Genomic DNA, 15,462 nt, shown 5'->3' with positions numbered 1-15,462 from the left:
CGCGTGAGCGATGAAAACGAAAAACTCACTGACTCTCAGCTAGCCGAGGAAGAGACCCTCGAAGCCCAGGATACGGCTACGGCCACAGATGACGAAGAGCAAGAGATAGAAGACGCCTCCTCGGAGCAGACTGAAGTTGATGAGCCAGAAGTTGACGAAGTTGAAGAGCCCGCTGTTATCAAGAGCCCACCTAAGAAGGAGCCCGAAGAAGAACTCGACCCGATAAAGCGGGCCTTGCTGCCGAAGAAGCCTGACACGGGTCCAGTCGTTATGGATTGGTATATTCTCAAGGTGCAAAGCAATCGAGAGCGTTCTATTGCCGAAGCACTTCAGCGGAAGATAGCCATCGAGGGATTGGATCGCTACTTCGGCGAAGTAGTGGTTCCCACCGAGAAAGTCACGGAGTTTAAAGGGGGTAAGAAAAAGGTTGTCGAGCGGAAGCTCTATCCGGGCTACATCGTTGTGCATATGTGCATCAATGATGACACTTGGTTTGCAGTTCGCGAGACCGCTGGGATTGGCGATTTCACTGGTTCAGCCGGGAAGCCATCTCCCATGCTGCCTCACGAAGTGGCCCGTATCATCACCAAGGATGAGGAAGAAGTCGAAGAGTCTCCAAAACTGAACATCAACTTCAAGATTGGCGATCGGGTAAAGATCAAAGATGGAACGTTCGAGAGTTTCGAGGGAGATGTAAATACCATCGACGAACAGAACGGTCGAATCAACGTGATGATCAACATTTTCGGCCGCAGTACTCCTGTCGAACTGGAATACTGGCAAGTAGAAAACATATAGCGGACTGATCGCTTCAGCGAGCAGTAAGAACCTAAACGAGTAAATCATGGCAAAACAATTAGTAGGCACCGCCAAATTTCAAATTCCTGGTGGTCAGGCGACCCCTGCTCCCCCGGTTGGTACTTCTTTGGGTAAGTATGGCGTGAATTTGGGCCAGTTCGTCCAGGCATTCAATGACAAGACCAGAGAAGCCGGTGGAATGATGATTCCAGTGGTGGTCAATGTCTACAACGACCGCTCCTTTGATTTTATTACCAAAAGTCCGCCAGCTGCGGTTTTGCTCAAGAAGGCTGTTGGATTGGCCAAGGGGTCGGGTGTGCCTCACAAGATCAAGGTGGGCAAAGTGACTCGTGCCCAGATGGAAGAGATTGCTAACACAAAAATGAATGACCTGAACGCTAGCGACTTGGATAGTGCCGTCCAGATGATTGCCGGCACAGCCCGCAGTATGGGTCTTGAAGTAGAAGGTTAACCGGCCCAGCCCGCTTAAGCGGGCGGTTCCAAACCAATTTAAGCGAAATTAATTATGCCAAAACTAGCAAAACGAATGAAAAGCCTAATCGAAAAACGTCCTCAGACGGCGTTGCCCATCGCAGAAGCTGTGGATGCCCTGAAGAAATTCGATGGCACCAAGTTCGTGCAATCCGTAGAGATCGCCATGCGGTTAGGAGTCGATCATACCCAGGCCGATCAGATCGTTCGGGGTTCGATCGTCTTGCCTCACGGTATTGGCAAGGTTCAGCGAGTCATCGTCTTTGCCAAGGGCCCAGCAGCGGATGCAGCTCGTGAGGCCGGAGCTGACGAAGTGGGTGACGATGAGTTGGCCAAAAAGATCCTTGGTGGCTGGACGGACTTCGATGTCTGCATCGCTACGCCTGACATGATGAAAGTCGTTGGTCCCCTAGGGCGGGTTTTAGGTCCGAGAGGTTTGATGCCTTCGCCGCGTGCCGGAACGGTGACCCCTGATGTTGCCAAAACGATTGGTGAGTACAAAGCGGGTAAGGTCGAGTTTCGCAACGACAAGGGCGGCAACGTCCAAGCTATCGTTGGTAAGCTGGACTTCGAGGCAGAGAAACTAGTCGACAATATTCAAGCCTTCGTCAATACGATACTAAATCTGAAGCCCTCATCGTCAAAAGGGACCTATGTAAGGTCCGCGCACATTAGCGGTACGATGAGCCCCAGCGTGCCAATAGCAGTTTAGGTTCAATCCCGTTCACCGCTCCCCCGCCATATAGCCTTTCCAAGATAAAAGATAAGTCGAAGTGCCATGAGCAAGTATGTAAAGAACTTAATCACCGACGAATTGAAGAGCCGTTTCGACGGCGTCACGGATGCATTGTTGGTTGACGTCGTGGGCATGGAAGCGAATAGCAATGTTGAACTACGGAAGCAACTTCGGCAGAAGAATATGCATTTGCTCGTAGTCAAAAACAGCCTTGCCCGCCGGGCCACGGAAGGTACCTCGTTGGCTCCGGCCTTTGAGGGTTCCGAAGGGACATTGGCGATGGTTTGGGGGGGCGAAGATGTCGTCTCTCTGGCCAAGGAAGTTACGCGCCTGGCAGAGGATGCCAAATTCAAGCCATTTGCCCCCAAGGGGGGTGTGATGGATGGAGCGAAGTTGACCGCCGACGACGTAAAAAGCGTCAGTAAATGGCCAAGTCGCGAGGAACAGCTCAGTATTTTGATGGGTCAAATCCTGAGTCCAGGTGCAACACTATCCGCCCAGCTTCTCAGTCCAGGTGCGAAGCTAGCCAGTCAGATCAAGCAGAAGAGTGAGGAGTAGGTTTCGTCGAGCGTTTGACGCGATCCCAATCTCCCCGACAGTTTTTACCGTTCACAACAAGTCAGCGAATTTTTTGGGCCGACGGGCCCCCTATAGCGAGAAAGGATAGATTGAAATGAGTGATGCAGCAGTAGCAGAATTTTCTGCAGCGACCAAAGAAATGGGCGACAAGATTGTCGCACTAACCCTAAAAGAAGCCAAGGAATTGAGCGACTACTTGAAGGACACCTATGGCATTGAGCCCGCTTCCGGTGGTGGCGTGGTTATGGCAGCCGCTGGTGATGGTGGTGGCGGTGCGGCCGCAGCCGAAGAGAAGACCGAATTCGACGTCGTTCTCGAAGCTGTTGGCGGCAACAAGATTGCCGTTATCAAAGTAGTGCGCAGTGCGACCGGGCTAGGCCTCAAGGAGGCCAAGGATCTGGTCGAAGCCGCACCCAGCAAGGTCAAAGAAGGCGTTTCCAAGGAAGATGCCGAGAAGGTCAAGACCGAGTTGGAAGGCGCTGGCGCAACCGTTGCGATCAAATAATTCGTTCGCATTGAGAATTGCCCAGGCTTATCTCCTAGCGGGTGAACCTTGGGCAGTTCGTTCTGCGCGAATTCCCCATAAAGAATTCCTGGTACCAAAGGATGAACTGGTAGCAATGACACATAAAGTTGTCCGTTACTGCTTCTGCCTAAAAGCGCCGCAATGCGGTTCCCTTGGTTTTGCTCGGCGTCATTTGACCCACCTACCGCTCGTCGGTGGTGTGGTGGGTAATTGACGCTGGTTTCATAGTCACTCGTGATATCGGAGCAGCCCGCCCTATGGCAGTCCCGGCCCAACGACGCTTGCAGACCGATTCCGTCCGCGCCTTTGGCAGTGCCCGCATCGGCTACGACATCCCTGACCTCACCAAAATTCAGACAGAATCTTACGCGCGGTTCCTGCAATACGACGGAACTTCTACGATTGTGCGCAAAGACGATGGCCTGGAAAGTGTGCTGCGCGAAATCTTTCCGATCGAGAGTTACGACAAGACAATTCGTCTGGAGTATCTCCGCTACGATCTCGGCAAGCCTCGCTACGAACCTGCCGAGTGTCGGCAATTGCGCCTAACCTATGGGCGTCCGTTCCGAATCTGGCTCCGTTTGGTGAAAGATCAGCCCGTCGAAGAAGAAGTTTATTTGGGCGACTTACCCATCATGCTCGGCGGAGGTGAATTTATCATCAATGGGGCTGAACGGGTCGTAGTGAGCCAGTTGCATCGCAGCCCTGGTATTGATTTCGTCTCGGAATTAGATGCAGGTGATCGCCGTCTTCATAGTTGCAGAGTGATTCCTGAGCGTGGTAGCTGGATTGAGCTTAATACCACCAAGAAAGACAGTATCACGGTGCGGATCGACCAGAGCGGGAAGTTCTCGGCCGTGACGCTTCTGCGTGCCATGAGCCCAGAGCTCAGTCTTGATGCTGAAATCCTGAAGAAGTTTTATGAGACCACCAAGCAAAAGATTGTAGATGGTCGTAGTGCTGCCAAGATTGAAGGTCAGATTGCCGTAGGTGACATTATTTACCCTGTGGGAAGTGAACGAGCTGGCGAAATCATCATCGAAGGCTGCCAGCGGATCACCAAGAATATTGCGGAGGTGATTTGCACTTCGGGCGTGAAGAGCGTCGAGGTGATGGCACTGCCGAGCTCCCCGCATCTCTTGAATGCGATGGCTGACGATAATACGTCCAGCCACGAGGAAGCCCTCTTAAGAATCTATCAACGCTTGCGACCAGGCAATCCGCCGCAACTAGAAAAGGCTCGCCAACTATTTACTGAGAAGTTCTTTGATTCCAATCGCTATCGCTTGGGTCGCGTGGGCCGATTCCGCATGAATCGGAAGCTTGGAATCAACGTTCCCGAGAGCGATATGGTGCTTCGTCCTGAAGACTTATTGGCGGCGATCCAATACTTGTTGGGTCTGACGGGTGGGGATAAATCGGCCGAGATCGACGATATTGACCACCTGGGCAATCGACGTCTACGGACCATTGACGAACTCGCTTGCGACGAAATCCGCAAAGGGTTTCTTAAGCTACGTCGCACTGTGCAAGAGCGGATGAGCCTCAAAGACGCCGATGACATCACACCGCGGAGCCTGATTAATCCCAAGAGCATCTCAGCGGCAATCGATTATTTCTTCGGACGCGGAGAACTCTCGCAGGTAGTCGACCAGACTAATCCGCTTTCGATGCTGACTCACGAGCGACGCCTTTCGGCGTTAGGTCCAGGTGGTTTGAATCGCAAACGTGCCGGTTTCGAAGTGCGCGACGTACATATTTCTCACTATGGCCGTATTTGTCCGATTGAAACACCGGAAGGTACTAACATTGGTTTGATTTCCAGTCTGGCGATGTATGCCTCGGTAGACGAGTACGGGTTCTTGATTACTCCCTACCGAAAAGTAAAGAGTGGCAAGCTCACGGATGAAGTCGTCTGGCTCAGAGCAGATCAGGAATCTGACGCCTATGTGGCCTCGGCTGACGTACCTGTCAAAGACGGCATGATTCAGGGTGACACGGTGGTGGCTCGGTACAAATCCGACTTTGTTCTCGTGCCCATCGATAAGATCGAATACACGGACGTGGCTCCAAGCCAAATGATTGGTGTCTCGGCTGGTTTGATTCCCTTCCTGGAACACGATGACGCCAACCGTGCGTTGATGGGTTCCAACATGCAGCGCCAAGCTGTGCCGCTCTTGCTAGCTGATCCGCCGATCGTCGGCACCGGCTTGGAGAACGATGTGGCTCGCCACTCTGGTATGCTTGTGCGAGCGGGACACAAGGGCTCGGTCACCTATGTCGATGCCGATCGCATCGAGATTGGCCCTGAAGTTCATCACATGCGTAAATTCGTTGGGCTCAATGAGCGGACGTGTCAAAACCAGAAGCCTTTAGTTCTTGTTGGCGATAAAGTGGAAAAAGGTGACGTCATTGCTGATGGTGCCGCGACGTTTAAGGGCGAGTTGGCTCTGGGTCGAAACGTACTTGTCGCCTTCATGTCTTACGAAGGCTACAACTTCGAAGACGCGATCATCATCAGCGAAGAACTGGTTCGCAACGATACTTATACTTCGATTCATATCGAGGAGTTCGATGTTGAAATTCGCGAAACAAAGCTCGGCCGCGAAGAGTTTACTCGTGATATTCCGAATGTCAGTGAGAAAGCACTCCGCAATCTCGACGAGAACGGCATCGTGCAAATCGGTACCTATGTAGAACCTGGCGATATTCTTGTTGGTAAGGTATCGCCGAAGTCCAAGACTGAGCTGACTCCTGAGGAAAAACTCCTACACGCAATCTTCGGTCGAGCTGGTGAAGATGTGAAGAACGATTCGCTGGAGGTCTCATCCGGCATTGAAGGAATCGTAATCGATACTCAGAAGTTTTCTCGCAGAATGAGTCTCGCTGAGGAAGAACGCAAGTTGTTTGAGAAATCGCTCAAGTCTGCCGAAAAGGAAGGGAATGAGGCGATCGCCGCCAAGTTCATCGAGATGGTAGAGGAGATCGAGAAGATCCTGCAAAAGAAGCTCACCGATGAGGAAGGCAACGAGCAGATTCACAATCAAGAGCCGCAATTCATTGCTGATCTGGCCAACCGCTTCCGGCTGGATGCGATAGAGATTCGCAGTCCGCAGCGGCTTAAGGATGTCGAGAAGGTTTACAAGACCATGTGGCCTGCAGTCGAGGAAGCCATTGATGAGCGTGATCGCAAACTCAACTCGATGAAGCGAGGTGATGAACTCCGAAGCGGTGTGCTGCAAATGGTGAAGGTATACATCGCCACGAAACGGGTGATCTCCGTCGGTGATAAGATGGCCGGTCGCCATGGGAACAAGGGTGTGATCTCAAAGATTCTGCCGATCGAAGATATGCCCTTCCTGGAAGACGGTACACCGATTCAGATCATGTTAAACCCGTTGGGTGTGCCGAGCCGTATGAATGTGGGCCAGATTTTGGAGACACATCTCGGTTGGGCGGGGGCTAAATTAGGCTTCCGCGCTGTTACTCCTGTGTTCGATGGAGCGACCGAAGAGCAGATTAACGATTGTCTTCAGGAAGCTGGCCTGCCACGCCACGGCAAGACCAAGCTGTTTGATGGTCGCTCGGGTGAACGATTCGAGCAAGAGACCACTGTCGGTTATATCTACATGCTCAAGCTCCATCACTTGGTGGACGACAAGGTGCATGCCCGTAGCACAGGACCCTACTCGCTCATCACACAGCAGCCGCTGGGTGGTAAGGCTCGCTTCGGTGGACAGCGATTCGGCGAAATGGAAGTGTGGGCTCTTGAGGCCTATGGAGCGGCTTACATCCTGCAGGAACTGCTCACCGTCAAGAGCGACGACGTCGAAGGCCGAACGAAGATTTACGAATCGATGGTCAAAGGTGAAAACACCTTGCAAGCCGGCACCCCGGCGAGTTTTGATGTGTTAACCAACGAGATCCGAGGACTTGGTCTCAATATGCAATTGGAAAAACGTCAGCAGTTGTAGGAAAGAGTTGCATTAGGATCAGGTGCCGTAGGCATTTGTTCAACTTGCGATTACTAGAAGATTCCACTCAGACCCGTTTTAAGTTCCTACAAGACGGTTAATGCCAGAGGATAAATATGAGTGTTTTAGAGAGCTCGAATTACGACCGTGTTAATGATTACGGTTCCGTGAAGATCAGCCTGGCTCGCCCCCACGATATTCGCAGTTGGTCGTTTGGCGAGGTGAAGAAGCCGGAGACGATCAACTATCGTACTTATCGTCCTGAGAAGGATGGCTTGTTCTGTGAACGGATTTTTGGTCCCGAAAAGGACTGGGAATGCGCCTGCGGCAAGTACCGCGGCATGAAATACAAAGGCATGATCTGTGACCGCTGTGGCGTTAAAGTCACTCATAGTCGTGTACGTCGTAAGCGAATGGGCCACATCGAGTTGGCCGCTCCAATCGTGCATATCTGGTTCTTCAAAGCCATGCCCAGTCGCCTAGGCAGCTTACTGGCAATGAAGACCTCCAGTCTGGAAAAAGTAGTCTACTTTCAGGATTACGTGGTGGTCGATCCTGGTGATACACCGCTCAAACCGCAGCAGTTGCTTACCGAGGAAGAATATCGGACAGCTCGAGAGCAGTATGGCGAAACTTTTGATGCCGATATGGGCGCCGAAGCGATTCGCAAATTGCTAGGCGCTCTTGATCTGGTAAAGCTATCAGCTCAATTGCGTATTGATTTAAAGGAAACGGGCTCTAAGCAAAAAGCCAAGGACCTGATTAATCGCCTGAAGACCGTCGAAGCGATTCGCGATAGCGATAACAAGCCGGAGTGGATGGTATTGGACGTGATTCCAGTGATCCCTCCCGACCTGCGCCCGTTGGTGCTGCTGGACAGTGGCAATTTTGCGACGAGTGATCTAAATGATCTCTATCGGCGCATCATTAACCGCAACAATCGGTTGAAGAAACTGGTGGACCTCAATGCCCCCGAAGTAATCATTCGTAACGAAAAACGAATGCTCCAACAATCGGTCGACTCCCTCTTCGACAACAACCGCTGCAAGCGACCTGTGCTGGGTTCAAGCAATCGTCCGCTCAAGTCGCTCACGGACATGATTAAAGGAAAGCAGGGTCGCTTCCGCGAGAACCTGCTGGGCAAGCGGGTCGATTATTCAGCCCGCAGTGTGATTGTAGTAGGTCCACGGCTCAAGTTGCATCAATGTGGACTTCCCAAGAAGATCGCTCTGGAACTTTTCCAGCCATTCATTATACGTCGCCTAAAAGAGTTGGGGCATGCCGACACAATCAAGTCGGCGAAGAAAATGCTCGAGCGCAAAGACGACGAGGTATGGGATATTCTCGAAGAGGTGATCACAAATCACCCGGTTCTCTTGAATCGTGCTCCCACGCTTCACCGCATGGGGATTCAGGCTTTTGAGCCGACCTTGGTTGAAGGGAACGCTATCACGTTACATCCGTTGGTATGTAAGGGGTTCAATGCCGACTTCGACGGGGATCAAATGGCGGTCCATTTGCCACTCTCGATCGAGGCGCAAGTGGAAGCCCACACACTGATGATGAGTACTCACAACATCTTCAGCCCGTCGAATGGTGCGCCGATTATTAGCCCGTCTCAGGACGTGGTGATGGGAAGCTATTATCTCACGATGTCCGTGCCTGACTGCAAAGGCGATGGCATGATTTTCAGTTCATTGGAGGAAGTGGAAACCGCCTATTCATCGGGTAAGGTTGGGACACACGCCGCGATTAAAGTCCGGTTGCCACAGTATCGTTGCTTGCGCGAGGAGCGTGGCAATGAAAACGCCTATGGTGCCCGGATTGATACGACGGTTGGTCGTGTGATTTTTAACATGATCCTCCCGCGAGGCATGCCATACTACAACGTTTCCATGCGGTCGAGCGAATTAGCCAAGGTAATTTCCGACTGCTATGAGTTCGTCGGTCGCCGAGCCACGATCGAATTACTGGACGACATGAATCAACTTGGGTTCCGTCAGGCGACTCTAAGCGGACTCTCCTTCGGCACTGACGATTTAATTACGCCGGATTCCAAGGGACGGATCATCGCCGATGCCGAAAAATCGGTGCTCAAGTTCAATAAGCTCTTCCAGCGCGGTGTAATCACCGAGGTCGAGCGGTACAACCAGGTGCTTGATGCGTGGACTCATGCTCGTGAGCAAATCACGGCGGAAATGATGGCCGGCTTGGAGAGTGACTTCCGCACAGACGGATACGTCAATCCGATCTTCTTGATGGCTCACTCTGGTGCCCGTGGTGGTGTCGAGCAGATGCGGCAATTGGGTGGTATGCGTGGTTTGATGGCTAAGCCCTCCGGCAAGATCATCGAAACTCCTATCAAAGCCAACTTCCGCGAAGGCCTCACGGTGCTCGAATACTTCAGTAGCACGCATGGTGCACGTAAGGGTCTGGCCGATACGGCCCTCAAGACAGCCGACAGTGGTTACTTAACCCGTAAACTGGCCGACGTGGCTCAGAATGTGGTAGTCACTTGCCACGATTGCAGTACGACCCAGGGTATCACCAAGGGAATCCTCTATCGCGGCGAGAAAGTGGAAGTGAGTCTGGCCGATTCGATTAAGGGTCGTGTTAGTCGATCGAATATCGTCAACCCGATTACCGACGAAGTGATCGTAGCGGAAAGCGAAATGATCACTTCGGACATCGCACGTAAGATCGAGCAGCTAGGTCTGGAGAAGATTCAGGTTCGCAGCCCGATGACTTGCGACGCCAATCTGGGTGTCTGTCGATTGTGCTACGGCATGGACCTGTCGACCGGTTCGATGGTCGAAGAGGGAATGGCGGTGGGTATCATCGCCGCGCAGAGCATTGGTGAACCGGGTACTCAACTCACGATGCGTACCTTCCACATCGGTGGTGTGGGTCAGCGTGATGTTGAAGATAGTGATATCAAAGTGAAGAAGGGTGGTATCGCCAAGTTTGCCAGACTTAAGGCTGTGACCAATGACGCGGGTAATTTGGTAGTACTTGCCCGCAATGGCGAAATTGCGCTGGTCGACGAACGAGGCCGCGAGGTCGAGAAATATGAGATCCCTGCTGGTGCAGTGATCCGCATTAAGGAAAACGACACAGTCGAGGCAGGCGCAACACTTTGCGAATGGGACCCACACAGTATCCCGATTTTGGCGGAGACAGGTGGTAAAATCCGTTTTGAGGATCTAGTCGAAGGGGAAACTATCCGCGGCGAGCTTGATCCGAGCGGTAAAAAACGCTTCGTTATCATGGAACATAAGGGCGACCTGCACCCGCAAGTAGTAGTCGAAGATCCTACAGATGGAAAAATTCTCGACTTTTACTACATGCCAGAGCGGGCTCACTTGGAAGTCGACGAAGGTCAGGTCATCTCTCCTGGAACCCTGGTGGCCAAAACTCCACGTGAAGCGTCGGGTACGCAGGATATCACGGGTGGTCTGCCTCGCGTGACCGAGATTTTCGAAGCCCGCAAGCCACGCGATCCGGCGGTCATCGCCGAAATCGATGGCACGGTCGAAATACTTGGCGAGAAAAAACGTGGTAAGCGATCAATCATCGTACGCAGCGAAACTGGCATCGAGCGTGAGCACTTAGTCACTCATAGCAAGCATTTGCGAGTTCATGCTGGTGACCAGGTTCGTGCTGGTGAAGCATTGGTCGATGGACCTTTAGTGCCGCACGATATTCTACGGATTTCCGGTGAAGAAGCCGTACATCAATATCTTACTCGTGAAATTCAGAATGTTTATCGTAGCCAGCGTGTAGAGATCAATGATAAGCACATTGAGATTATTGTCTCGCAAATGCTTCGCAAAGTGCGAGTGGAATCTCCCGGCGATACGGATTTACTGCCCGGCAGCGTGATCGACAAGTTCGATTTCCGCCAGGCCAACGATGCGATTTCGAAGTGCCTGCGGATTTCTCATCAGGGTGACAGCGAATACTCTGAAGGTGCGATCGTACCGAAGGATGTCCTTGAACAGGCGAACGCCCAGATCGAGGCCTTAGGGGGTGATTTGGCCAAGGGTGTCAAACCAAAAATGGCCACGGCCAGCACTCAGCTATTGGGTATCACCAAGGCGTCGGTGCAGAGCAGCAGTTTCATTTCTGCAGCGAGTTTCCAAGAGACGACCAAGGTGCTTACCGAGGCAGCGTTGGCTGGTCGGACAGATTACTTGGTCGGTCTCAAGGAGAATGTCATTCTGGGCCACCTGATCCCTGCCGGAACTGGTTTTCATACGGTCCAGGAATCTGAAGTGCGAATTCATCCAGAGGCTCTCGAAGCATTGGCTGCCGAGAAAGAGCGCGTACTTGAGCGTTCCTTCCCCCTCTTGGAGTCTGCCCTGCAATCTCGAGGAGGCGGTACAACCCCAGCCAACGGCGAGAATCGGGAAGCCATTCCGAGCGAACCTGTCTACCAGACCGAGGCTCCTTCAGGACTCGATGCATTGCTGGGCACCCAGGAAGAACCAGCTCCTAGTTCCAATGTGCCGACAACTGGCACACCCTACACCGGTCCGCTGGATGACGATGATCCGATGGCCGGCTACGGTGAACCGAAACCGACCGAGATTCAGGAGGAAGAATAGGCCTGGAATTCGTGGGGCAGCCATCCTGGCTGCTAGAGCGGAAGCTTACGCCACGGACGGTTGACAGTTAGAGCAGGTACGTTAGATTGATTGGTTCACTACATATTTTAGTCAGCCCCTTTAGAAGGCTTGTCGATGCCCACAATTAACCAACTCGTTCGCAAAAGCCGCAAGCAAAAACGCAAGTTCAGTAAGTCGCCGGTTTTGCAGCAGTGCCCGCAGAAGCGTGGCGTTTGTTTGCAAGTGCGTACGATGACACCGAAGAAGCCGAATTCCGCCCTGCGGAAGATCACCCGCGTGCGTCTTTCCAACGGCAAGGAAGTCACGGTTTACATCCCCGGCGAAGGCCACAGTTTGCAAGAGCATAGTATCGTTCTGGTGCGAGGTGGACGGGTTCGTGATTTGCCTGGTGTCCGTTACCACGTGGTGCGCGGTGCCTTGGATACCCTGGGCGTCGTTGGTCGCAAGCAATCTCGCAGCCTTTATGGTGCGAAGAAGAGTTAAGTTAGCCGTCAGCTCTCAGCTCATAGCTGTTTGCTGGTTTATCAAAAAAAAATAAGCTGAGAGCTGACAGCCGATAGTTGTCAGCTAACCCGACATGCCCCGAATTACTGCCAGCCGCAAACAACTGAAGCCCGATCCATTGTACGGTTCGCTTCTTGCAGGAAAGTTCATCAATAGCATTATGCACGATGGCAAACGGAGTGTTGCCCAAGGCGTGTTCTATGATGCCCTTGAGATTATTCGCGAGCGAGTTCCTGGTGAGGAACCCATCGATGTGTTCACCCAGGCAGTGGAAAACGTAAAGCCTGCCATCGAAGTTCGCTCGAAGCGAGTCGGTGGTGCCGCCTATCAGGTCCCTATGCAGGTGGGTCGTACACGGCAACAATCGTTGTCATTTCGCTGGATTTTGTCAGCCGTGCGCGACAAGAAGGGCCGCCCTGCGGCACAAAAGTTGGCCGATGAATTGGTAGCTGCCTACAATCGTGAAGGCGCCGCCATGACGAAACGAGAGAATGTTCACCGCATGGCCGATGCCAACAAAGCTTTTGCCCATTTCGGTTGGTGATTTTGAGCTTGCCGGGGTCAGAGGCCCGGGATCGGATTCTGTGGAATCTGTTCCCAGTCCCCTGGCCTTTTTTGTGCGCGGATGATTCTGAAGCTTATGACCACCCCTCTCTCAAAAATTCGCAACATTGGGATCATCGCCCATATCGATGCCGGGAAGACGACCGTCACCGAGCGGATGTTGTTTTGCAGTGGGGCAAAACATCGCGCTGGGGAAGTCGATCGCGGCACGACGACCACCGACGACGATGCCGAGGAGGCAGAGCGGGGAATCACGATCTATTCGGCCTGCGTTGCGTTTCCTTGGAACGACGTGCTGGTCAATCTTATCGACACCCCTGGTCACGTCGATTTCACAGCGGAAGTTGAGCGGAGCCTGCGCGTGCTCGACGGGGCGGTCATTGTCTTCAGTGCCCGCGAAGGGGTCGAGGCCCAAAGTGAAACCGTTTGGCGGCAGGCCGACAAATACAAGGTCGCGCGACTGGCGTTCATTAATAAGCTCGACCGTGAAGGGGCCGACTTCGAGGCTGTATTCAATGATATCCGTCAACGGCTTCATGCCCGGCCCGTGGCGATTCAAATTCCCGTCGGTTTGGGCCCTGCCCATGTATCCGATCCCTTTCGCGGGATCATCGACTTGGTGACGATGAAGATGCTCTCTTTTCCAGAAGGGAAAGAAGGCCGTCAGATCGTTGTAGACGAAATCCCCGAGGAAGTAGCAGATACAGCATCCATGTGGCGCGAAGATTTGCTGAGCGAGCTTTCCAACTTTAGCGATCAACTCATGGAGCTTGCCCTGGCGGAAGAGCCGGTCCCGGTGGATCTGCTCCGCAAGGTGCTCCGAGATGCGACGGTTCATTTGCAGATTCAGCCAGTGCTATGTGGATCAGCCCTGCATGGCATCGGCGTACAGCCGCTCCTGGATGCGGTGGCCGCTTACCTGCCCAATCCGGCCGAAGTTCCGCCGGTGGAGGGCATCGATCCCTCGGGTAACTCGGAACACCACCGCAAGTCGCAAACCAAGAGCGAAGCCCCGCCTATCAAGGTGAGTCGCAAACCAGACCCTGACGAACCGTTCTGTGGGCTGGTGTTCAAGGTGCTTCCTTTTAAGACGGGCGACCTCTCCTGGGTGCGGGTCTACTCAGGTGTCCTCAAGGGAAATAGCCGAGTACTCAATGCTACACGAGACAAAAAAGAAAATGTCTCCCAACTCTGGCGAATCCATGCCAGTAAGAAAGAAGAACAACTCGAATCCACTCAGGCAGGCGACATCGTGGGAGTCATTGGCCTTCGCGACTCGGTCACGGGGGATACGTTGTGTGATACACGCGCACCAATCATTCTTGAATCTATCGAGTTTCCCGAGACGGTTATCTCGATGGCGATCGAGCCCGAAAGCACCGCCGACAAGAAAAAGCTCTCCGACGCCCTCGTTATGCTCCGCAAGCAGGATCCGACTTTTGCCGCAAACGAGAACGACGAAACAGGCCAAACCCTTATCAGCGGCATGGGCGAATTGCATCTGGAGGTGATTCAACACCGTTTGCAACGAGATTTCAAACTCAATGTAAAAGTCCATAATCCCCGTGTGAGTTACCGGGAGACAATTGATCACAAGGCCGAAGTGCTGGGCGAGTGCAATCGGTTGATGAACGGCGTGCAGCACATCGCTGGTGTGCGGCTGCGAGTAGAACCGTTCAATTCGCCAACAGGTACTCCGGTCGTTACCAACTCGCTCGATCATGGCCTGCCGTCGGAGTTCCTCACTGTCGTACTCGAAGAGTTGGAGAATGCTGCCCAAGGGGGTGGATTGCTGGGCTTCCCCCTGATGCGAGTGAAAGCAACTCTCCTCGGAGGCGAAGTCCACGAGACCGCCAGCAGCGAAATCGCTTTCCGCACCGCAGCCAGTCTTGCTTTCGACGCAGCACTCCGCGAGGCAGGGATCGTCCTCTTGGAGCCAATCATGCGAATAGAGGTTTCCACTCCTGACGATCACGTGGGGGACCTCATTGGCGATCTCCAACAACGCCGTGCAATCATCCATGATCAAGAAGCCCGCTCCGGCCGAACCGTCATTCACGCTGAGGCCCCACTCGAAAGACTCTTCGGCTATTCCAGCGCAATGCGAAGTCTTAGCCAGGGTCGCGCAAGTTGCTCTATGGAACCGAGTACCTACAGCCGCGCCCCTGAAGAAGTGCTGGCGAAATTTCTGTAACCAGGCCAACTAGGTTCATGTCACTGAACAATTCCCGTGCCCAGACGTACCCAAATGTACTAGAAAAATACCTCGCGTGAGTGCAATTGAGCTAATGCCGCTTGGCCACTTACGCAATGCCCCGTTGGGGCGAGGAAAGGAAATATTCGCAATAGAGTATGCGGATTGCTGAATATGGGAAATGCGGAGTGGAGGACATGGGTTTCCGCCTGAGTGGGAATGACGGCAGGGGAGGGAATGCGAAAGAGAATGGGAGCAGGACCGCGGAGCGGTGGGGGAGTTCGTCCCTACGCGAAATATCGGGAGGATTTCCTCAATCTTCCAGCAATCGTTACGTTCCTCAGAACTGCTATCACCGACCTAAGTCATTGGCTATTAATAGGTTCTGAAGCAAGGTGGAGGGGCTATTCGTTTGACAGTTTTTTGGTTCGCGCTTATCCTCAATGTCTAGGCACCTATGTTCGGGG

At 53.0% G+C, this 15,462-nt stretch carries 10 protein-coding genes; all 10 read left to right on the top strand.

Annotation, left to right across the window (positions count from 1 at the left end):
• Positions 1-3: 3 nt before the first annotated feature.
• The 10 genes from nusG to fusA all read left to right on the top strand — a co-directional run bounded on the left by nusG (position 4) and on the right by fusA (position 14,995).
• On the top strand, positions 4-798 hold the full coding sequence (gene nusG, locus Pla144_RS03715; protein WP_231936147.1) for a transcription termination/antitermination protein NusG: 795 nt from the start codon (positions 4-6) through the stop codon (positions 796-798).
• 46 nt (positions 799-844) lie between these two features.
• Positions 845-1,270, top strand: coding sequence for a 50S ribosomal protein L11 (rplK, locus tag Pla144_RS03710; RefSeq protein WP_146447953.1), 426 nt, complete (start codon positions 845-847; stop codon positions 1,268-1,270).
• A 54-nt stretch (positions 1,271-1,324) separates the two neighbouring features.
• Entirely contained in the window at positions 1,325-2,002 is a 678-nt protein-coding gene (gene rplA / locus Pla144_RS03705; protein ID WP_146447952.1) for a 50S ribosomal protein L1, read from the top strand.
• 66 nt (positions 2,003-2,068) lie between these two features.
• Positions 2,069-2,584: a 50S ribosomal protein L10 gene (gene rplJ, locus Pla144_RS03700; RefSeq protein ID WP_146447951.1), complete on the top strand. Its 516-nt coding sequence runs from the start codon at positions 2,069-2,071 to the stop codon at positions 2,582-2,584.
• Positions 2,585-2,699: 115 nt separating this feature from the next.
• Positions 2,700-3,110, top strand: a complete 411-nt coding sequence (gene rplL / locus Pla144_RS03695; protein ID WP_146447950.1) for a 50S ribosomal protein L7/L12 — start codon at positions 2,700-2,702, stop codon at positions 3,108-3,110.
• 278 nt (positions 3,111-3,388) lie between these two features.
• Positions 3,389-7,105 (top strand): DNA-directed RNA polymerase subunit beta, encoded by a 3,717-nt coding sequence (rpoB, locus tag Pla144_RS03690; protein WP_146447949.1) that lies wholly within the window; start codon positions 3,389-3,391, stop codon positions 7,103-7,105.
• Between the two features lie 116 nt (positions 7,106-7,221).
• Positions 7,222-11,712: a DNA-directed RNA polymerase subunit beta' gene (rpoC, locus tag Pla144_RS03685; RefSeq protein ID WP_146447948.1), complete on the top strand. Its 4,491-nt coding sequence runs from the start codon at positions 7,222-7,224 to the stop codon at positions 11,710-11,712.
• A gap of 135 nt (positions 11,713-11,847) precedes the next feature.
• Positions 11,848-12,216 carry a 30S ribosomal protein S12 gene (rpsL, locus tag Pla144_RS03680; RefSeq protein ID WP_146447947.1) on the top strand — a complete coding sequence of 123 codons (369 nt, stop codon included), beginning with the start codon at positions 11,848-11,850 and terminating at the stop codon, positions 12,214-12,216.
• 94 nt (positions 12,217-12,310) lie between these two features.
• Positions 12,311-12,781 (top strand): 30S ribosomal protein S7, encoded by a 471-nt coding sequence (rpsG, locus tag Pla144_RS03675; RefSeq protein ID WP_146447946.1) that lies wholly within the window; start codon positions 12,311-12,313, stop codon positions 12,779-12,781.
• Between the two features lie 96 nt (positions 12,782-12,877).
• Complete coding sequence (gene fusA / locus Pla144_RS03670; RefSeq protein ID WP_146447945.1) at positions 12,878-14,995, top strand: elongation factor G; 2,118 nt, start codon at positions 12,878-12,880, stop codon at positions 14,993-14,995.
• Positions 14,996-15,462 lie beyond the last annotated feature (467 nt).

It is taken from the genome of Bythopirellula polymerisocia (assembly GCF_007860015.1).
Taxonomy (GTDB): Bacteria; Planctomycetota; Planctomycetia; order Pirellulales; family Lacipirellulaceae; genus Bythopirellula; species Bythopirellula polymerisocia.
Note: the sequence above shows the minus strand (reverse complement) of the source record. Positions and strands in the feature narration are given on the sequence as shown.